This is a genomic window from Undibacterium sp. Xuan67W, assembly GCF_049340165.1.
GTDB lineage: Bacteria > Pseudomonadota > Gammaproteobacteria > Burkholderiales > Burkholderiaceae_D > Undibacterium.
In genome coordinates this window covers 13,695-32,054 of the sequence record NZ_JBMPPN010000019.1, presented here as the reverse complement: position 1 = coordinate 32,054, position 18,360 = coordinate 13,695, and the positions used below count along the sequence as shown (strand labels likewise).

The following is an 18,360-nucleotide window of genomic DNA, read 5'->3' as shown; positions in this document are numbered from 1 at the left end:
GCCAACTCCGGATGAGTTTTTTTATTTTTGTTCGTTGTGTGCGATGGGTGAGTCTGGTGAACTGGCCGCATCGGACCAGTCACCACCAACCGCTTTGTATAAGGCGATCCAGGCGCTGGCCTGATCGCGTTGTAATTGCAATTTTTGTTGTTGACTGGCGAGCTGCTGTCTGAGTGCTTCTTCTTTTTCCAATGTACTGATGCTGCCCGCTCGCAGGCCGGCCTCCGCGCTTTGCAAAGCTTGCGTCCGTGCTGTATCGATTGCCTGATAATGTATTAGCATTTGATTCGCCGATTCCAACCGGACTAGCGCTTCCTCAACTTCTTTGACGGCGACTAAGCTTTGCTGACGAAAGTCTGAGAGATTCTCTGCATAGCGAGCCGATGCACCATCAACCGCGGCCTTGCGCTTACCCGCATCAAACAAGGGCAAATCCAGACTTGGCCCGAATGACCAGTTACTATCCCGCGCCGTTTGACCGGCAACGCGCACGCCAAATACATTGATCGATCCCAGCAGGGAAATCGAGGGATAACGCTTGGCTTCTGCAACACCGATTTCCGATGCGCTGGCAATTAGCTTCTGTAAGGCAGCACGCAAATCGGGGCGTTTTAGTAACACATTTGTTGGTATCTCGGAGACGGCGAAGCTAGGTACCTGCGGTAATTGACCGTGTACGCCAGTCAGCAAATCCCTCAGTTCTGGTTCTGGCATTGCTGTCAATACGACTAGCGCTTTTAACACGATGGCGCACTCGCTCGTTTGTTGTTGCCATTGTGTTTGTGCACTGGCGAGTGCGGCTCTTTGCTGAGCCAGATCAAGTGGTGAGACAAAGCCGGCGCCGGCTTTCTGCACAACTAATTCCAACGCGAGTTGTTGCGATTGGACGGTTGCTTTCTGCAAACCGGTTTGCGCCTCGCAATGACGCAAGCTGACATAAGTATTTGCCACCTCGGCTGCCAGGCTGATTCTTGCATCATGCCATTCGAGTTCCCTCGCATTGAGGCGTGCCAGTATCCCGCTTCGGGCGATCGATACAGCGCCAAACAGATCAATTTCCCAGCGCGCGTCGAGCCCCGCAATGGCGGTCGTTTGTTTTGTGGTTTGTAGTAATTGCGGATTGCGGCCATTCGTCACGCTGGCAGTCAGATTCAGACTGGGCCAGAGCGCCGCACCTGCGGCGTTGACATCGGCGCGCGCTTGCGCAATACGTGTAGTGGCTTGTGCCAGCGTATGGCTATGTTGCTGTGCATACGTCTGTAATGCGCTGAGCGTGGGGTCATTCCAGCTCGCCCACCAGTGGCTGAGTTCTGCCAAGCGAGAGCTGTTCGTTTCTGTGGACACTGTTGCATTGGTTTCGGTGCCAGCGTCGGGGACTTTTGCATACCATTGCGGGGCACTCTCGTGAAAGAGTTGTTGATCCGGTTTTTTTGTGTTCAGGCTGCACGCAGCAAGCATCCCGCTCATACATACAGCAGCTAGGGCGGTGCTCGCAAATCGTCTGGCATGACGTGCCATGTAAAACCTTTCGCAGCATTCTGATGCGAATACTTAGTTAGTTCGGGAGTCGTCTTGCCCAAAGGGCATGCAGTGAAGCTGGAACGCGCCATATTGCTTCAAGCAAACTCTCTTGGCAGAGGCTCTTAGCAGGCTCTCTTGTTTTTTTTGCAATGATGATGCTCTCGTGACACAGAGATTGTGTATTGCCCAGAAGCTAAGGTCAAATTTTTTGATGCAAAAATGACCTTAACGTCCGAATACTGCGGAATTTGTCACGTAGCGGTGACAGGCGCTTGATACGTGACGATGTCGCTCGAAAAAATAGCAGGCAAGGCAGGCTTAGCCGCGCAGGGCTTTTAGTTGCGTTTCAGCATCTTCTTTCATGCGTTTTTGCAATTGTGGTTTGAAATTTAGTGCTTTTTCGAATGTTGCAATCGCCTTAACTTTATCGCTGATGGCCTGCCAGCATTGTGCCATACGGTAGTAGGTGTAAGCATGGGTTTCAACGGCCAGTGCTTTTTCAAAATAATTCAAGGCATCTTTGTGTAATCCCTGTTCCTGCAACGCCCTTGCCATGCCATAAGCGCCAGTATCTTTATCCGGAAACCTTTGTTGGATCTCCTGAAAAATCCGCGTTGCCTCGGTATATTTTTTTTGTTGTACATACAGGCCGCCGATGTTTTGTAAAACACCGCGTTGCATGTCGCTGAGCACGTCAGATCCCGATACGTTGACAGATAATGCGGAGGATTCGGCGCGCGCGAATTTCTCGTCAGATAAATCAATTTTGGCTTGCATCAATGTACTGGCGGCAGTACTGATCTTTGCTGTTTCGTTGATGAAGTTTTGCGCTTTACCCTTGCCGCCGCCAACAATGCCCGGTGCCTGCATGTAATACTGTAAAAGTCCGTCACGGGCTGAGAAATTTTTCGGATCCAGTTCGACGGCTTTCTGGAATGCGTCACGGATTTTTGTCGCATAACCGATCGCGGACATAATGCCGCCCATCATTGCCTTGGTACCGAGTACCTTTCCGAGGCTTTCCTGACATTCTGAATTGCTCGGATTAGTGCTGATACATTGTTCAGCAAGCTTGCTGGCATCATCCAGGCGATTCTCTTTGTTCTCCATTAAAATCAGATCGATTTTTGCCAGCAATGCGTCAGGATTATTTGGCTCCATACGCAACTTTGTACTGGCAAGGCGCTCCACTTCATCATATTTCTTTGCTTTGAACAACGCGCTGTAGTCGTTGGCGAATGCGGTTTGCGAGGCTAGCAGTGCGATGGCGAATGCAAGGCTGCTGCGGGTGAGTGTGGTCTGGTGCAATTGCATGGATGATGCCCTTATGGGGTGAGCAAAAAAGAGAGGCGGAGGGGGAATGACCATCCGGTTCAGATGATCATCGCTTGTGATTAACGCGCCAAGGCTGATCATGGTTGACTCAGGCCGGCCTCGTCGCATGGTGGTCAGTGGTCCGGTTAATTTAGTGCATGCTGTTGAGCAGGATTTGCATAGGTTGCTGATTGACCGTAATAAGACCACGTTGTGGTCGGTCCAGGTCAATGATGCAAAAAATAACCAGAGCCACCAATAAAGCAAACACACTGGTCGCCATCAGATTACGGTTGCCGATGGCGCCGCAGGCATAGCCACTCAGTGCCGCAGTCAGCAAGGCCGAGATAAAGAGCAGCCAAAACACGGATTCCGGCACATGATTTTCGTGGGCATCGTTTTGTTCTGCACTGACGTCGATGGTGTCGTTAAGTGCCTGTACAAAGAGGGAATTATGGATTTGCCGTTCACGCCTCAATTCACTACTTGCGATGATCCAGATGTCACCTTGCAGCTTGCTGGTGAGCTGACTGATGTCTTGCTGTTTTTTTGCATCGATACCGGTCTGATGCGCTGCAAGCCGGACTTGTGCATACTCTTTCAGTTTGGCTTTGACCAGGTCTTTCAATGCGGGATCGAGCAAGTCACTGCGCAGATAGCTTGTGCCGATTGCATTGGCTTCTTTCAGAATGACGCCTTTGCGTAAATCATATCGTGCAGATGCCATGGCAAAAGAAAACGCAAGCAATAATCCGAGCAGTGCTAAGGCGGCACCCATCAATGTAGAAAATACCGAACTGGATTTTTCATACGCCAGAGGATCGCTACGGGTGCCTAGACGATAACTTAATTCAATGACGATAAATAAAAAAATCAATAAAGTGATGGCGATTTTCCATGCGTCGATCTGATACAAAATTTCCATGCGATTGGTCATGATCAATAGTCAAGTTGATTGCGACAGATCCATTTAATGAGGTGGCTTGTCGTTCGTTTTTTCTGCGGAGTTTGCTTGTGTGTCCGTTACCTCAGCGAGCAGATCTTTCGGAGGCAGGAAAAAATCTCTGGTGCCAGTCATAAAACGTTTCCAGAGTAATCTGTTCAAGGTATTGCCCTGACCAAAACTCACTCTTCTTGAGCGCAGAGCTACCATCATCGCCAGACTAAAACTCACTCCCAGATTCACCAGCCCGATCAGCATAATGCCACTCAGCGATGTGGCAACGACTTGCCAGGACATCACATGATCCAGCCCGACCAGAGCAAAAGCAAAGTTCGCACTCGAAAACGTAATGTGCCGTATATCAACCGGCAAACCAAAAAACACACCGAGCTGACCTATCGTGCCCAACATCACGCCAAAGAAAAAATTACCTGCCAGGGCGCCGAGGTTGTCGCCGATATAGTCAGTAGTACGTTGCAGCCGCTGTTCTCCTAATAATTTTCTGAGCCAGACCAGTTGACGCAGGCGCGCCGGAATATTCGAATAACTCGCCTTATTGTCGTAGTACCCCGAAATCAGTCCCGATAAAAACAGACAGATGCCTGCAATGGCCGCATGCGGTAGTGCGAGGCTGTGAAAGGGATCGATATCCTCCAGCAAATGATGGGCTTTATCTGGCGAGACCAGGTGATGACCATTGATCGCATACCAGGCCCATGCAATTGCGTTGGCAGTTGGTATCGCGAGCCCGATATTGCCGATAATCGCAATAAACTGCGAGCGCAAAACCCGGACGATCAGCTCGACGAGTTCATCGAGTTTTTGTTTGCCCTGATCGATCGATCTGGCAATCAATGCTGCCGTCATCGCTGGCTGCTTGGTCGCGATTGTCATGTGCAGAACATGTACCAGCATGAAGCCAAAGGAATAATTCAAACTGTACAAAACAGCATAGCCAAACGGCGCCATGATCAGTTTGCTGAACAGAATTTTGATCATCGCCATGAAGCCGACAATGAAGCCCGCTCCGAGCGCAGAGCGCATCATGGCGTACCATTCGCTGCGGTTGCTGGTGACGTAGTGTTCGCCGCTTTTGCCGGCACGCTCGGTCATTTGCAGTGACAGCAGCTCGGTATTGGTTTGCATCAGATCGCGAATGCTGCTGCTTTTGTTGTCTGCCAGTACCAGTTCTTTTAACAGACCGACGCCGATTTTGTTGGCATCATTTGTACTGCGAGAATCCAATAAACTTAGTATCGTCCTCAAGCGGCGAATACTCTGTGTCAGGCGTAACAGCAGACGCGTCAGACTAACGGATACACCTTGCAGTGCTGCTACTTTACGGATTTTTTGTACGACTTCTTCACATTGCGTCAGCAGAACTTCAATCTGCAAACTATCTTCGCGCTCGATTTTTTTATCGATTAGCCAGCGGCTAAATTGCGTTACGTAATCGTTGATAGCATCGTTTTGACGCAGGAAGGGCGATTCGAATTTTTCTATATCCGGATAATTTCTGACCAGTTCAGCTTCTAGCCCGATCGTGGTGATGCGATAGGATAGAACCTGTACCGCACTCAACACATCGTTGGTCAGAACCGCATAGGTAGTCCGCGGATGGCTGACTTTGAATCCCAGACACCGAAACAGATCCAGCCAGACTTGGTCCGCGACACCGCCGACCCAATGGTGATCCATCTTTTGATCAAACAATAGTCCAAAGACATCCTTGATGTAGTTGTCATTGACCAGTGGTGGTAAGAATTTTTCTGCAAATCGTTGTGATGCGGCGGCCCAGAAACCGATGTTTTGAGTGATGCCGGTATCGGTCAGCAGATGAACTGTCTTACGAGTAGTCAAGATGCAGGCAAGGTATTCGCGCAGTTCTCTGGCCCGAGCTGGATGCTGATGTAAGACGTAACACAAGGCGCGAATATTATCAGTCGCCTGATCGATTTTATGCGGGTGGGTGGGGCGCAGGCAGGCAATCAGCTCGCGTAAAAAACGGATGTCGCGATACGCAGGATCTTGCAACCTGGCTTCTGCGATACGGCTGAGGATGCTATCTATAGACAATATGTTCTCCTGTTCCTTCGGACGAAAGAGCTTAGTCCGATTTTATGTCAATTTGACATTGATTGTGGCGGCTATATTGGCGTTTTTGCTTAGGAATCTCTTAATATTACGTAGAGAAGTAAATCGGCAGATGAGTCCGGACTATACCCGTTCAGCATCATATGCATGTCCGGTTAAGCACTTGCTTATGGCTAGCTTACAGGCTGGTAGTCTCTGGTCCGACCTCCGATAATTGCCAGAAGTTCCACAGACGGTATGCAAATGCCCTGTTTTTCGACTACAGTATTGGCTTATTCGTTTATAGAAAGTGTGTGTTGGATAACCTTTTGCTGGTGATTGCCGCGCTGTTGTTGGTGGTATTAAATGGTTTTTTTGTTGCTGCTGAATTTGGCCTGGTGAAATTGCGCCAGACACGGGTTCGCAGTATTGCCAAAACGGGTGGAGTTCGCGGACGTTTGCTGGGCACGGTGCATCAACATCTGGATGCCTATCTTTCTGCGTGCCAGCTGGGTATTACGCTGGCGTCACTGGGTTTGGGGTGGATCGGTGAGCCGGCGTTTGCCCGGTTGCTAGAGCCACTGCTGGTGACTATCGGTGTGAACTCGCAAGAGCTGATACACGGCATCTCTTTCTTCTTTGCCTTTTTCGTCATTTCCTTTCTGCATATTGTTGTCGGTGAGCTCGCGCCTAAATCGATGGCGATCCGCATGCCTGAACGTGTTTCGCTGTGGACGGCTCCAGCCTTGTATGCGTTCTATTGGGTCATGTATCCGGCGATCTGGACCCTGAATTTTAGTGCGAACAAAGTATTGAAATGGCTGGGTCTGGATGCCACGCACGGCAGCGATGCGCATTACTCTCCGGACGAACTCAAGTTGATTTTGCGCGGCAGTCATGGCAGTAAAAAACTGACGCCTGATGAGTGGAGCATCATGGCGCAGATGCTGGATTTTGGTGATCTGGAGGTATCTGACCTGATGCGTCCGTTCAGCGAAGTTGTCGCCATGTACAAGGATCAAAGCCTGGCTGACAACATGGAAACCGCCTACCGCAACCGCTTCAGCCGTTATCCGTATCTGGATGCTGACGGTGAGACGGTACTGGGAATGTTGCATCTGAAAGATTTATTTCTGGCGCAGCAAAGCGGTAAGACGCTGGATGATTTAAGTGATCATTTGCGCCAGGTGGAATTTGTTCCGCCGACCATGCCTGCGCTTGAATTATTCCGTCGCTTTCGCAAAGGTGCGCCGCATTTTGCGATCGTCGGTTACAAAGAAAGTAAGCCGCTTGGTTTTCTGACGCTCGACAATCTGCTCGGTGCACTGGTCGGCCAGATACGTGATGAATTCCGCTTGAATGAAAACGACTGGGTGACGCTGGATGATGGTACCTTGATGGGTAAGGGGAGCTTGCCTTTGTTCACGCTGGGTATTGCACTCGGCATTGATCTCGATAGCGAAGAGGTTGAGTCGATAGGCGGCTTGATCATGCATACACTCGGCGATCTGCCAACAGAAGGCCAGAAAGTAGAGTTCGAGCGGTTTGACGCCGTCGTCAAAAAGATGAATGGACCACGTATCGTCTTGGTGCGCATCTATCCGAAGCAAAGTCCCTGATCAGATTTTGTCCCGATCAGGGATGATGTTATGCGCTTTTATTTGCAGACTTATTTTTTAATGCTGCAAGTCGATAAACCAAAAGGCAGGTAGGCCGGACAAAAGCGGAATGTTCCCGTCAAAACCGGCACGATGCCTAACCATCCCCACATCCCGATAAACCCGGTCAGGCTTGCGACAATGAGTCCCAGTCCCGCGATAATACGTATCCATCTGTCGGTGCTGCCTACGTTGATTTTCATGTTGTGCTCCTTGGTGAAAAATTTCATTTCCTGAATAGATAAATTCAGTGCATCGCTTGCGCACTGAATTTGTTTTTGTGATGCTTAAATTCCATTCAGCGGGATTTTTAAATAACGGACGCCGTTATCTTCTTTTGGCGGCAGTGCGCCCGCACGGATATTCACCTGCACCGACGGCAAAATCAGTACCGGCATGTCAAGACCCGCATCGCGCTTGGTGCGCATGGCGATGAAGGCACCTTCACTTACGCCGTCACGCACATGGATATTGTGATGACGCTGATCTGCCACCGTACACATCCATTGCACCTCACGTTCGTCTGGCGGGTAGTCATGACACATAAATAACCGGGTCTGCTCTGGCAGTGCCAATATTTTTTTGACCGATTGGTACAGCATGCGCGCATCGCCACCGGGAAAGTCGCATCGTGCTGTGCCGACGTCTGGCATGAATAAGGTATCACCGACAAAGACGGTATCACCGATCTGATACGCCATGTCGGCAGGTGTGTGACCGGGGACAAACAGCGCTCTGGCTGTCAGATCGCCGATTTGAAACTCTTCGTCCTCAGCAAATAGATAATCGAATTGTGAACCATCAACCGCGAAGCCGGGTTCCAGATTGAACAAGGCTTTAAATACTTTTTGCACCTGATGAATATGCGCGCCGATGGCGATCTTGCCGCCGATTTTTTCTTGCAGATAGTGCGCCGCAGACAGGTGGTCGGCGTGAGCATGGGTTTCTAAAATCCAGTCTAATGTCAATTGATGAGCGTAGAGAAAGTCCAGTATCTGATCCGCAGACGTGGTGCTGGTGCGTCCGGATTTGTGGTCGTAATTGAGCACGCTATCGATGATGGCAGCATGTCCGCCATCCCTGTCGAAGACCACATAGCTGACCGTGAAAGTCGTTTTGTCAAAGAAGGCCTGAATATGCGCCTCGGTTGGGGGCGTTGACGTCAGGATGTTTGCTGTAGGTTCCATATTCTACTTAATAACAATATATTGACTTACATAATATCAAAATATAGAATGTAGTCAAATACATTGCTTTATTTTTTATGCCAACTGACCAAGTCATTGAGATTGCGCAAATGCGCATTGCGGCGCAGGCCGCTACCAGCACCTTGCGTGCCCTGGCGAACGAGGATCGTTTGTTATTGCTATGTCAGCTTAGTCAGGGAGAAAAATCCGTCAGCGAGCTGGAAGAGTTGCTCGACTTGCATCAGCCTAGTTTGTCGCAGCAACTCGGTGTGTTGCGTGCTGAGGGGTTGGTTGATACGCGCCGTGATGGAAAACGTATTTATTATTCTGTCGCCGACCCTAAGGTCTTGCACCTGCTGGAGCTGATGTACGCCTTATATTGCCCTGAATAATACATACTTGGGGCGAGTATATTTTTGATGTCTATTAAATAAAGCGGATTAAGGCATATTTTTCATGAATTAATGGGGAGTATGTGATGAGAGGGATATTCAGATGACGATTGCATGGCAAGTATTTACCCCGTGGACTGCTCTGACAGGCGGCGCACTGATTGGGCTGGCGGCGGCTTTATTGATGAGCTTTAATGGCCGTATTGCGGGTATCAGCGGGATCGTTGCTGGTCTGTTGCAGCCTGCACGTGGTGAGTGGCAATGGCGTGCAGCGTTTGTTGCTGGCCTGATCATGGCGCCGTTGCTGTTTCGCCTGTTTGCAGCGCTGCCCGTCGCAACGATCGATGCTGACTGGCTGACGGTGGTGATTGCGGGTCTGCTTGTGGGTGTCGGTACGCGTTACGGATCGGGCTGTACTAGCGGCCATGGTGTTTGCGGTTTGTCGCGTTTTTCTCTGCGTTCGCTGGTGGCGACGATGGCGTTCATGGCATCTGGATTTGTGGTGGTGTACCTTGTCCGGCATGTGTTGCAACATATTGGGGGAGTCGCATGATGACGGTTTTGTTTGCCTGGATTGCCGGTTTGATTTTTGGTGTCGGCCTGATTATTGCTGGTATGGCTGATCCAGCAAAAGTAGTGGGGTTTCTGGATCTGACGGGTAGCTGGGATCCGTCTCTGGCACTGGTTATGGCGGGGGCGATTGTGGTCGCCAGCGTGACGTTTACGATTGTTCGTACCTGGCAAAAATCGATATTGGGTTTGCCTTTGATGATGCCGGCCAACACTTTGATCGACCGCCGATTGGTGGCTGGTAGTCTGCTGTTTGGTGCTGGCTGGGGACTGGCTGGAATCTGTCCGGGACCTGCGATTGTGCTGCTGGGTGCCGGTGTGGCGAAGGGACTAGTGTTTGTAGTCGCGATGCTTGCTGGGATGGGACTCTTTAACTGGCTGGAACGCCAGCGTTCTTAGTTTTTTTGTGGTGATCGTCCCGAGTAGAGGGCGAATCACTTTGTTGCTTCGCCTGAGAAACATAATTTTCTCTAGTCAATTTTCCTCAAAAATGAGCACTCTGATTGCTTTATTCATTGGTCTGATTGTCGGCGCTGTCATGGGCTTGACGGGCGCTGGCGGCGGCATCATTGCTGTTCCCGCGCTGGTGCAGGCGATGGGATGGCAAATGCAGCAGGCGATGCCAGTTGCCTTGCTGGCTGTCACTGCCGGCGCCGTGGTCGGTACGGTGGAAGGTTTCCAAAAAAAACTGGTGCGCTACCGTGCCGCGATTGTCATGGCCTTGGTGGGAATGCCGTTGACGACTGCCGGTGTCCTGGCGGCACAAACACTGCCACAAAGCTGGTTGATGACTTTATTTGCTGGGATTTTACTGATTGTTGCTGTGCGTCTGTTCAGGCATTCTGCGCAGGCGGCATCGGATCCGTCAGATGCGCAAGCGCCGCCGCTTTTGTGTATTAATAATGTGACGGGACGATTTGACTGGACGCTGACAACCAGCCTGGTGATTGCCGGTATCGGTGGTATTGCAGGATTCGTGACGGGATTGCTCGGTGTTGGCGGTGGCTTTGTGATTGTGCCGATGTTGCGCCGCTATACGAATCTCAGCATGCATGGCGCGGTAGCGACGTCTTTGCTGGTGATTGCGCTGGTGGGAAGCGCCGGTGTGGCTAGTGCGGTCATGCACGGCGCGGTGATTCCGCCAGAGTTCGCGGCGTTTTTTATGCTGAGTTCGGCGTTGGGCATGCTGGCAGGGCGTTATATCGGACGGCATTTGCGGGAGCATACGATACAGATTGCTTTTGCCGGATTGCTGGTACTGGTTGCGTTGAATTTCATTTATCGCGTCGTCACGGCATAAGCCTGCGCTGTAGCTACAACGACCGTAATGCCTGCTCTCCTTGCATCGTTTGCATGATCGCCTCAGCATTTTTATCTGTAATGGTTGTCATCGAAATTAATTGTCTGTCGCTGGAATAAATTCCCGAGTTTTTACGTATACCTATTTGTAACGCTCTTGTTATGAATGAATTTAACGACGAACTCAATGATGAATCTGGAGATATGATGAAAATTTCACACTTGGTAGCGGCTCTGCTGACCTCTTTTTCGCTCGCTAGTGTTGCATTAGCCGCCGATGTACCGGTCAAAAAATCCGGCGATATTCTGGTGAGTAAGGCTGGCATGACGTTGTACACTTTTGATAAAGATGTCACCGGTAACGGCAAAAGCGTCTGTAACGACGCCTGCCTGACACTCTGGCCTGCATTGACGGCAGCCGCCGGTGCAACTGGTAGTGGTGATTACACCGTCATCACGCGCGACGATGGTAGTAAGCAATGGGCATATAAAGGCAAGCCGCTGTATATGTTTGCAAAAGATAAGCAAGAGGGCGATCGCACTGGCGATAACGTGAAAGAAATCTGGCACGTCATTAAAAACTAAGGACACTACCGTCAATGGCATTAGCTGATCTCACCGCGTTAATGACCGACTGCTTGCCACGCCTGCGACGTTATGCGCGGGCGTTGGTGGCAGATAGAGTGCTTGCCGATGATTTGGTGCAGGACACGCTGGAGCGCGCGTGGCTGAAGCGTGCACAATGGCGCGCAGGCGGTGATATCCGGCCATGGTTATTTGGCATCATGCACAACCTCTATGTGACGCAGGTCAGACAAGGCTCTTTGCAACTGATCGATAGGGAGCAAGCCACAGAGGATAGTCGCAACGCAGACGGGCAGGAAGCGGCAGAGAGTTCGACTCGTGCAACACAAAGTGACCGTCTGGAGATACTTGATTTGCATACTGCTTTACGCATGCTGCCGCGAGAGCAGCGCGCAGTTTTGTTGCTAATCTCTCTTGAGCAGATGGATTATAAAGAGATCGCGCTGGCCTTAGATATTCCGCTCGGCACTGTCATGTCGCGCCTGAGTCGCGGGCGCGAAAAATTACGGCTGTTGATGGCAACTAATGACACGCCTCAAACTCATAAAAATAATTCTGGAACATTACCTACACTAAAGGTTGTTAAATGATGTCGCCGTCCATTCCGAGCATATCTGAAAGCGATTTGCACGCTTATGTCGATGATGCATTATCCGATGCACGCCGGCACGAAGTTGCGCAATGGTTGGTGGAGCATCCTGAAGATCTGCTAAGAGTGCAAGCTTACCAATCGCAGAATGTCGGAATCCACCAGATGATGGACGACGTACTCGATGAGCCAATTCCGCTGAGGCTGCAAGAGCAATTGTCTGCACAAAAATTGTCAGCACAAAGTCAGCGCTCTTTTTTTGCGTACTGGTCTCTGCAACGGATCGCCGCAGGCATCCTATTCGGGGTGATATGTGGTGCAGGTGGCGGCCTGGCTGGCTGGAATTTGCATGCAACGCAGAACGCGACCTTGGCAATCAACGAGCAGGACCATTCCGCAGGTAATCAGGCGGACAATCAGACCGATAGTCTGCCCCATCGCGCCGCCATTGCGCACGTGGTCTACACGCCAGACGTCAAGCGTCCGGTCGAGGTCGGTTCGGATCAGGAAGAGCAATTGGTCAAATGGTTATCGAAACGACTCGGCAGCCCGCTCAAACCGCCGAAACTAAGCGCAAAAGGCTATGAACTGGTCGGCGGTCGCTTGCTGCCGGGCATCTCCGGACCCGTGGCACAATTTATGTACCAGAACGCATCGGGTCTGCGTTTGACCCTGTATGCATCGAATGAAAACAAGAGTAACAAAGACACGGGTTTTCGTTATCTCAAAGAAGGTCAGGTCAGTGTGTTTTATTGGATAGACGGGCAGTTCGGCTACGCCCTGTCCGGCAATATTGATAAACACAGCCTGTCGCAATTATCGATGCTGGTATTTGAGCAGTTGCAGCCAGGGTCTGTGCCAGCTCAGCCAGAGACTCAAGCGCGTTAATACGCTAAGTGACTAATAAAAATCCCCGGTCGTTTTCAGTGATTACCGGGGATTTTTTTATGCTATCTGGAAGTAACTTACGGTATGTTTTTTATTCGCCTATGCCATGTGCTTGTTGATCTGCATGGTACGATGACCTCACCATTGCACCGACCGCTGCGTGGGCAAACCCCATTTTGTAGGCTTCTTCTTCAAACATTTTGAATACGTCGGGATGCACGTAACGGCGCACCGGCAGGTGATGTCCGCTTGGTGCCAGGTATTGACCGATGGTCAGCATATCGACATTGTGGGCGCGCATGTCGCGCATGACTTGCAGGATTTCTTCGTCGGTCTCACCCAGACCGACCATGATGCCGGATTTGGTCGGTGTGTTGGGATGCTGTTCTTTAAAACGCTTGAGCAGGTTCAGTGAGTAGTCGTAATCTGATCCCGGACGTGCTTCTTTGTAGAGGCGTGGTGCGGTTTCCAGATTGTGGTTCATGACATCGGGTGGTGCCATATTCAGAATTTCCAGGGCGCGGTCCATACGGCCACGGAAATCCGGTGTCAGAATTTCGATGCGGGTTGATGGTGACAATTCGCGGATTTTGGTAATGCATTCTGCAAAATGAGCAGCGCCGCCATCACGTAGATCATCACGATCGACGGAGGTGATCACGACGTAGCTGAGTTTGAGCGCAGCGATGGTTTTCGCCAGGTTCAGTGGCTCATTGACATCGAGCGGATCAGGGCGGCCATGACCGACGTCACAAAACGGGCAGCGGCGTGTGCATTTGTCGCCCATGATCATGAAGGTCGCCGTGCCTTTGCCGAAGCATTCGCCAATGTTCGGGCAGGAAGCTTCTTCGCACACGGTTACCAGATTGTTGGCGCGCAGGATGTCTTTGATTTCGTAAAAACGTGTGGTCGGCGAACCGGCTTTAACACGGATCCAGTCCGGTTTTGGCAGACGTTCCATCGGGACGATCTTGATCGGAATACGCGCGGTTTTACTGGCGCCTTTTTGTTTCTCAGTCGGATCGTATGCGGTGGTTGCTGCTGCGGAGACGGGTGTGTTTTCGGTTGTCATGGTGCTGAGTAATTACGAAGTCAAAAGGTCTTGCAAATGGTGAGCGAGGGTGTTCTGGACATCGTCCAGTGCTGCGCAGACACCTAGCGTTTTCATATCGACGGTGGCCAGACCGGCATAACCGCAAGGATTGATCCATGAGAATGGCGTCAGATCCATGTCGACATTCAATGACACGCCGTGATAAGTACAGCCGTTGCCACGTACTTTGAGTCCCAGTGCGGCAATTTTGGCTCCGGCAAATTCGCCATTGCTGACATAGATGCCCGGCGCACCAGCCTTGCGCTCACCAGCGAGATTATACGCTGCCAGGGTGTCGATCACGGCTTGTTCTATCTTATTCACAAATTCACGCGCAAAAAGGCGTGCCTTGGGATGGCTGCGGCGCAGATCCATCATGAGATAAATCACGACCTGGCCGGGGCCATGGTAGGTGACTTCGCCACCGCGATCGGTTTGTATGACGGGAATGTGATTGGGGGCCAGAACATGCGACTGATCCGCACCAAGCCCAAGGGTGAACACGGGAGGATGTTCGACGATCCAGAATTCATTGGGGGTATCGGCGCTGCGCGCATCGGTAAAGGCGCGCATCGCATCGAAGCTGGCTTGATAATCTTCAAGGCCGCGGCGCAGGATTCTGGGCGCGTTTGAAGACCGACTGAGTTCTGAAATGTTTTCTGAGCTATTTTCTGGCATAGGGCGCTAGTTTAACAGCTCGCGCCCTTGTCGTTCGCAATTGCAGAGAATCAGGCAAATACTTGGTCGCGCAGCTTTTGCGACAGTTTTTGCAAATAGTTGGCTACGTTCAGTGATGTGTGCTGATGCATGCTTGAGCCAGTAGTCGCTTCGACGACATCGGATAATTCAATCAGACTTGCCTGTTGATCCGATTCGATCACGATCAGGCGGTTTGCCGGCAGATTGACTGTGTCACCGGCGGACAGCCAAAAATCATGTTCTTCACCGGCAATCGTCAACCAGACGCGACCGCAGGCGATCTCGATGCGGCGTGCTTGTTCCAGCGTGCCGGAAACGGTATTACCGGAAGGAATGGTGTAAGATGGTTTTGCGAAATTATTTGTCATTTCAAAACTCCTTGCTTTATGGCATTAAAATCAGCGTCATTGTGATTTGTGGAGAGAGAAAATCATTTGTTGCGCTGCGATAAGATCATTGTAGGCGCTCAAATTGGATATGCAAAACGAGTAATTTTTGAATTGTTTGCTAATTTAATTCACATAGAGATGTCATTGTAATGCGTTTGATCTATAACAAAACGGAGTTCAAAAATCTATGAGCGATTTTCGGCGGCTGCCTAATTTGGCGGCACTGCGTGCGTTTGAGGCGGCTGCACGACATCAGAATTTTTCACGGGCTGCGGATGAGGTGCATCTGACGCATGGTGCGATCAGTCATCAGGTCCGCGCTTTAGAGGAAGAGTTGGGCGTTGCGCTGTTTACCCGCCACGGCAAGCGCATTGCGATTACGCCGGATGGCGAGCAGTTCGCCAACACGATACGCACGGCATTGGGGGATATTGCCAAAGCGGCTGAGACGCTGAAAGTGAGACAGCAGCAGCCAAGACTGGCGATCACGGCATTGCCTTCGTTTGCAGCGCGCTGGCTGTCGCCACGACTGGGGCGATTTATTGAACATTATCCCGATCTGGAGGTAAGTTTGCAGTCCAGTAATCAACTTTCTGATTTTAGCCGTGAGTCGATTGATATCGGGATCCGGTTTGGTCTGGGTAATTATCCGGGACTGGTGAGTGAGCTGCTGATGGGTGATTATTATTACCCGGTTGTGAGCCCCTACTATCACGGAGGGCAATTGCCTAAAACGCCTTCTGAGCTGGCATCGTCCCATTTGCTTCGTTGTGATGAGGAGCCGTGGGAACCCTGGTTCCGTGCGGCAGGCCTAGATAATGAGGAGCCGACCAGCGGACTGGTATTTCAGGATGCCTCAATTCTGTCGCGTGCTGCGGTGGACGGTCAGGGCATTGCTCTGGGGCGGCATGCGATTGTGCGGCCAGATATAGAAAGCGGGCTGCTAGTGCGTTTGTTTGATATCGCCATCCCAAGTCCGGTGTCCTACCACCTGGTTTACGCGGCGCATGCCATGGAGAAGCCGCAGGTCAAAGCATTTCGCGCCTGGTTGCTGGAAGAAATTGGTAAGTAACAGGGAGAGATGATCGATGGGGAGTATTGTGGCTATTCCGCATTCCACAATGTGAAGTTTTGCAAACTTGTCATTTTCTAAAGAATTTCAGATGATAATAGAGCGTCTTCTCTAAACTAACGCCTACTCCCTACTATGAAATCGTTTTCTTTACGTATCTTTTCCGGCATTGCGGCCCTGAGTTTATGTCTTGCTGTGTTGCCATGTCAGGCTGTTGAAATCCAGCAGATCAAGATTGCCAATCAGGTGACTTTAGGAAATAAGGAGTTGGTGTTGAACGGCGCTGGCGTCCGCTCCGTTTTGTTTGCCAAGGCTTATGTTGCCGCTCTGTATCTTCCTGTAAAAACAGATAATCCTGCGCAAGTAATCGCTAGTGGTCCCCGCAAAATGGTATTACATATTTTGCGTGACATCGACGTTAATGAGCTGGCAGCCGCAATGCTCAAAGGCATGCGCAAAAATAATAGTCAAAAAGATCTCGCTGATGTGACCATGCAGATGGCTTCGTTTGGTCAGGTATTTGGTACCATTCCCATGGTAAAAAATGGTGATACGATTACTTTTGATTATGTGCCCGGTATTGGATCGAGCGCTTATGTAAATAAAACCCAATTAGGAACCGTAATGCAAGGCGATCAGTTTGCGCGCGTGTTTTTCCGTATCTGGCTCGGTGACCAGCCAGTGCAAGAGACGCTGAAGCGCGAGTTGCTTGGCCTGCCAGCATATGTCACGCCAGATAAGACATATCGGTGAGTCTAATCAGATCTGACTGCAGGTTGCGTTGCGCCAACGTAGATACTCCCTTGATATGACATATAAAAATAGCCCATTCCGCTTTATTGGCGTAGTGGGCTAGATTATACTGAGGCGGAGTATAGGTATCATCTGATATCGCTATTCCGATACAGGAAGTAATTTTTTACAAAACGACTTTCACCATGTGATGCCCAGACAATTCGCGGTAGAGATTGTCAAGTTGTTCACGGCTGACAGCCCACACAGTCACGGTGAGCGCCAGATACGTGCCTTTTGACGACGGGCGCATCTCCAGTTTGCCTGAATGAAAAGTCGGATCATGCGATGTCACCAATTCCACCATGGTTTGTGCGAAGTCGTCGTGCATTACCCCCATGATCTTGATCGGGAACTCGCTTGGATACTCAATCAGGCTTTCAGCAGGATCGACAGGGGGGAGGATTTGGTTTGACATAGTATTAACTCAGAAAATTAAGCGGCTTTCGCTAGCTGGTAGGCCGCATACAGTTTCTGGTAGATGGGGCCGGGAACGCCTTTTCCAATAGTCTGCTCGTCTAACTTGACGACAGCAAGCACTTCTTTGGTTGCGGATGATAACAACACTTCATCGGCAGCGAACACTTCTTCACGTGTGATTTTGCGCGCTTGCAAGCTGATGCCATTCGCGGCGCACAGTTCTTCGATCAGGCCGTAACGGATACCTTCAAGTATCAGATTATCTTTTGGCGGCCCCGACAGTACGCCGTCTTTGACGATCCAGACATTTGAAGCCGATGCCTCGGTCAAAAAGCCATCGCGGAACTGGATGCTTTCGGTTGCACCGTGCTCCGCCGCGTTTTGCGCTGCCAGCACGTTACCCAGCAACGAGATCGACTTAATCTCACAACGCAACCAGCGTTTGTCGTCCATCGATACGCAAGTAACGCCTTTGGCACGCACCGCATCCGATGGCAACACAATCGGATTGGTCATGATGAAAACAGTAGGCACGGCTTCCTGAGGAAACGCATGCGCCCGTTTTGCCACGCCACGAGTGACTTGCAGATACACCATCTGATCATCAGCAGGATGGGCATCCATGACCTGCGCAATCAGCGCCAGCCAGCCCGTTTTGTCATGCGGATTTGGAATACCTATCGCCGCCAGACTACGAAACAAGCGAGCCAGATGCTGGTCAGCGCGAAACATTTTGCGTCCATACACCGGAATCACTTCATAAATACCATCACCGAAAATAAAGCCACGATCAAGCACAGGAATTTTGGCGTCGGAGAGTGGCGTCAGGCTGCCGTTCAGATAAACAAGAGGATCATTCATAATGTGGTCGGTTAT

Annotated in this window: 21 protein-coding genes; 10 read left to right on the top strand and 11 right to left on the bottom strand. The window is 50.7% G+C overall.

Annotated elements, in window-relative coordinates; all coding sequences use genetic code 11:
* Positions 1–21 precede the first annotated feature (21 nt).
* The 4 genes from ACO0LE_RS15690 to ACO0LE_RS15675 all read right to left on the bottom strand — a co-directional run bounded on the left by ACO0LE_RS15690 (position 22) and on the right by ACO0LE_RS15675 (position 5,854).
* A complete protein-coding gene (locus ACO0LE_RS15690) occupies positions 22–1,518 on the bottom strand; it encodes an efflux transporter outer membrane subunit (RefSeq protein ID WP_422961289.1) in 1,497 nt (498 codons plus the stop codon).
* A gap of 321 nt (positions 1,519–1,839) precedes the next feature.
* Positions 1,840–2,835, bottom strand: a complete 996-nt coding sequence (locus tag ACO0LE_RS15685; RefSeq protein WP_422961288.1) for a tetratricopeptide repeat protein — start codon at positions 2,833–2,835, stop codon at positions 1,840–1,842.
* A 151-nt stretch (positions 2,836–2,986) separates the two neighbouring features.
* A complete protein-coding gene (locus tag ACO0LE_RS15680; RefSeq protein ID WP_422961287.1) occupies positions 2,987–3,772 on the bottom strand; it encodes a hypothetical protein in 786 nt (261 codons plus the stop codon).
* 33 nt (positions 3,773–3,805) lie between these two features.
* Positions 3,806–5,854, bottom strand: a complete 2,049-nt coding sequence (locus tag ACO0LE_RS15675; protein WP_422961286.1) for a site-specific recombinase — start codon at positions 5,852–5,854, stop codon at positions 3,806–3,808.
* 314 nt (positions 5,855–6,168) lie between these two features.
* On the opposite strand from ACO0LE_RS15675, the gene ACO0LE_RS15670 reads away from it, so the two are divergent.
* Positions 6,169–7,470 carry a hemolysin family protein gene (locus ACO0LE_RS15670; protein WP_422961354.1) on the top strand — a complete coding sequence of 434 codons (1,302 nt, stop codon included), beginning with the start codon at positions 6,169–6,171 and terminating at the stop codon, positions 7,468–7,470.
* A gap of 50 nt (positions 7,471–7,520) precedes the next feature.
* On the opposite strand, the gene ACO0LE_RS15665 is transcribed toward ACO0LE_RS15670, so the two are convergent.
* Both ACO0LE_RS15665 and ACO0LE_RS15660 read right to left on the bottom strand, forming a co-directional pair.
* Positions 7,521–7,712 (bottom strand): YgaP family membrane protein, encoded by a 192-nt coding sequence (locus tag ACO0LE_RS15665; protein WP_422961285.1) that lies wholly within the window; start codon positions 7,710–7,712, stop codon positions 7,521–7,523.
* 84 nt (positions 7,713–7,796) lie between these two features.
* Positions 7,797–8,696, bottom strand: coding sequence for an MBL fold metallo-hydrolase (locus tag ACO0LE_RS15660; RefSeq protein ID WP_422961284.1), 900 nt, complete (start codon positions 8,694–8,696; stop codon positions 7,797–7,799).
* A 77-nt stretch (positions 8,697–8,773) separates the two neighbouring features.
* Here ACO0LE_RS15660 and ACO0LE_RS15655 point away from each other — a divergent pair, with 77 nt between their 5' ends.
* From ACO0LE_RS15655 to ACO0LE_RS15625, 7 genes are all read left to right on the top strand, one after another.
* A complete protein-coding gene (locus ACO0LE_RS15655) occupies positions 8,774–9,088 on the top strand; it encodes a metalloregulator ArsR/SmtB family transcription factor (RefSeq protein WP_422961283.1) in 315 nt (104 codons plus the stop codon).
* A 103-nt stretch (positions 9,089–9,191) separates the two neighbouring features.
* On the top strand, positions 9,192–9,641 hold the full coding sequence (locus tag ACO0LE_RS15650; RefSeq protein WP_422961282.1) for a YeeE/YedE family protein: 450 nt from the start codon (positions 9,192–9,194) through the stop codon (positions 9,639–9,641).
* Positions 9,641–10,057 (top strand): DUF6691 family protein, encoded by a 417-nt coding sequence (locus ACO0LE_RS15645; RefSeq protein WP_422961281.1) that lies wholly within the window; start codon positions 9,641–9,643, stop codon positions 10,055–10,057. The genes ACO0LE_RS15650 and ACO0LE_RS15645 overlap by 1 nt, the downstream gene beginning before the upstream one ends.
* Before the next feature lie 91 nt (positions 10,058–10,148).
* Positions 10,149–10,958, top strand: a complete 810-nt coding sequence (locus ACO0LE_RS15640; protein WP_422961280.1) for a sulfite exporter TauE/SafE family protein — start codon at positions 10,149–10,151, stop codon at positions 10,956–10,958.
* Positions 10,959–11,164: 206 nt separating this feature from the next.
* The gene (locus ACO0LE_RS15635; protein WP_422961279.1) at positions 11,165–11,542 is read left to right on the top strand and encodes a hypothetical protein; all 378 of its coding nucleotides are present in this window, start codon (positions 11,165–11,167) and stop codon (positions 11,540–11,542) included.
* A 14-nt stretch (positions 11,543–11,556) separates the two neighbouring features.
* A complete protein-coding gene (locus ACO0LE_RS15630; protein WP_422961278.1) occupies positions 11,557–12,132 on the top strand; it encodes an RNA polymerase sigma factor in 576 nt (191 codons plus the stop codon).
* On the top strand, positions 12,129–13,019 hold the full coding sequence (locus ACO0LE_RS15625) for an anti-sigma factor family protein (protein WP_422961277.1): 891 nt from the start codon (positions 12,129–12,131) through the stop codon (positions 13,017–13,019). Before ACO0LE_RS15630 ends, ACO0LE_RS15625 begins: the two co-directional genes overlap by 4 nt.
* A 91-nt stretch (positions 13,020–13,110) precedes the next feature.
* On the opposite strand, the gene lipA is transcribed toward ACO0LE_RS15625, so the two are convergent.
* From lipA to ACO0LE_RS15610, 3 genes are read right to left on the bottom strand one after another with little or no spacing between them, the layout of a single operon-like run.
* Positions 13,111–14,091: a lipoyl synthase gene (gene lipA, locus ACO0LE_RS15620; protein WP_422961276.1), complete on the bottom strand. Its 981-nt coding sequence runs from the start codon at positions 14,089–14,091 to the stop codon at positions 13,111–13,113.
* 12 nt (positions 14,092–14,103) lie between these two features.
* Positions 14,104–14,790, bottom strand: a complete 687-nt coding sequence (gene lipB / locus ACO0LE_RS15615) for a lipoyl(octanoyl) transferase LipB (RefSeq protein WP_422961275.1) — start codon at positions 14,788–14,790, stop codon at positions 14,104–14,106.
* 50 nt (positions 14,791–14,840) lie between these two features.
* Complete coding sequence (locus ACO0LE_RS15610) at positions 14,841–15,179, bottom strand: DUF2917 domain-containing protein (RefSeq protein ID WP_422961274.1); 339 nt, start codon at positions 15,177–15,179, stop codon at positions 14,841–14,843.
* 208 nt (positions 15,180–15,387) lie between these two features.
* On the opposite strand from ACO0LE_RS15610, the gene gcvA reads away from it, so the two are divergent.
* Complete coding sequence (gene gcvA, locus ACO0LE_RS15605; protein ID WP_422961273.1) at positions 15,388–16,272, top strand: transcriptional regulator GcvA; 885 nt, start codon at positions 15,388–15,390, stop codon at positions 16,270–16,272.
* A 135-nt stretch (positions 16,273–16,407) separates the two neighbouring features.
* Positions 16,408–17,025 (top strand): chalcone isomerase family protein, encoded by a 618-nt coding sequence (locus ACO0LE_RS15600; RefSeq protein WP_422961272.1) that lies wholly within the window; start codon positions 16,408–16,410, stop codon positions 17,023–17,025.
* A 166-nt stretch (positions 17,026–17,191) separates the two neighbouring features.
* Here ACO0LE_RS15600 and ACO0LE_RS15595 read toward each other — a convergent pair whose 3' ends face one another.
* Together ACO0LE_RS15595 and ACO0LE_RS15590 are read right to left on the bottom strand one after the other, a co-directional pair.
* Positions 17,192–17,482: a DUF493 family protein gene (locus tag ACO0LE_RS15595; RefSeq protein ID WP_422961271.1), complete on the bottom strand. Its 291-nt coding sequence runs from the start codon at positions 17,480–17,482 to the stop codon at positions 17,192–17,194.
* Between the two features lie 17 nt (positions 17,483–17,499).
* A complete protein-coding gene (locus tag ACO0LE_RS15590; protein WP_422961269.1) occupies positions 17,500–18,345 on the bottom strand; it encodes a D-amino acid aminotransferase in 846 nt (281 codons plus the stop codon).
* Between the last annotated feature and the right edge of the window lie 15 nt (positions 18,346–18,360).

Bases quoted from the DNA above. Each gene is read 5' to 3' on its own strand.
- ACO0LE_RS15630 (WP_422961278.1), top strand. From the start codon at position 11,557: ATGGCATTAGCTGATCTCACCGCGTTAATGACCGACTGCTTGCCACGC.
- ACO0LE_RS15690 (WP_422961289.1), bottom strand. From the start codon at position 1,518: ATGGCACGTCATGCCAGACGATTTGCGAGCACCGCCCTAGCTGCTGTA.
- gcvA (WP_422961273.1), top strand. From the start codon at position 15,388: ATGAGCGATTTTCGGCGGCTGCCTAATTTGGCGGCACTGCGTGCGTTT.
- ACO0LE_RS15610 (WP_422961274.1), bottom strand. From the start codon at position 15,179: ATGACAAATAATTTCGCAAAACCATCTTACACCATTCCTTCCGGTAAT.
- lipB (WP_422961275.1), bottom strand. From the start codon at position 14,790: ATGCCAGAAAATAGCTCAGAAAACATTTCAGAACTCAGTCGGTCTTCA.
- ACO0LE_RS15650 (WP_422961282.1), top strand. From the start codon at position 9,192: ATGACGATTGCATGGCAAGTATTTACCCCGTGGACTGCTCTGACAGGC.
- ACO0LE_RS15680 (WP_422961287.1), bottom strand. From the start codon at position 3,772: ATGACCAATCGCATGGAAATTTTGTATCAGATCGACGCATGGAAAATC.
- ACO0LE_RS15685 (WP_422961288.1), bottom strand. From the start codon at position 2,835: ATGCAATTGCACCAGACCACACTCACCCGCAGCAGCCTTGCATTCGCC.
- lipA (WP_422961276.1), bottom strand. From the start codon at position 14,091: ATGACAACCGAAAACACACCCGTCTCCGCAGCAGCAACCACCGCATAC.
- ACO0LE_RS15625 (WP_422961277.1), top strand. From the start codon at position 12,129: ATGATGTCGCCGTCCATTCCGAGCATATCTGAAAGCGATTTGCACGCT.
- ACO0LE_RS15660 (WP_422961284.1), bottom strand. From the start codon at position 8,696: ATGGAACCTACAGCAAACATCCTGACGTCAACGCCCCCAACCGAGGCG.
- ACO0LE_RS15655 (WP_422961283.1), top strand. From the start codon at position 8,774: ATGCCAACTGACCAAGTCATTGAGATTGCGCAAATGCGCATTGCGGCG.
- ACO0LE_RS15595 (WP_422961271.1), bottom strand. From the start codon at position 17,482: ATGTCAAACCAAATCCTCCCCCCTGTCGATCCTGCTGAAAGCCTGATT.
- ACO0LE_RS15635 (WP_422961279.1), top strand. From the start codon at position 11,165: ATGAAAATTTCACACTTGGTAGCGGCTCTGCTGACCTCTTTTTCGCTC.
- ACO0LE_RS15600 (WP_422961272.1), top strand. From the start codon at position 16,408: ATGAAATCGTTTTCTTTACGTATCTTTTCCGGCATTGCGGCCCTGAGT.
- ACO0LE_RS15640 (WP_422961280.1), top strand. From the start codon at position 10,149: ATGAGCACTCTGATTGCTTTATTCATTGGTCTGATTGTCGGCGCTGTC.
- ACO0LE_RS15645 (WP_422961281.1), top strand. From the start codon at position 9,641: ATGACGGTTTTGTTTGCCTGGATTGCCGGTTTGATTTTTGGTGTCGGC.
- ACO0LE_RS15590 (WP_422961269.1), bottom strand. From the start codon at position 18,345: ATGAATGATCCTCTTGTTTATCTGAACGGCAGCCTGACGCCACTCTCC.
- ACO0LE_RS15665 (WP_422961285.1), bottom strand. From the start codon at position 7,712: ATGAAAATCAACGTAGGCAGCACCGACAGATGGATACGTATTATCGCG.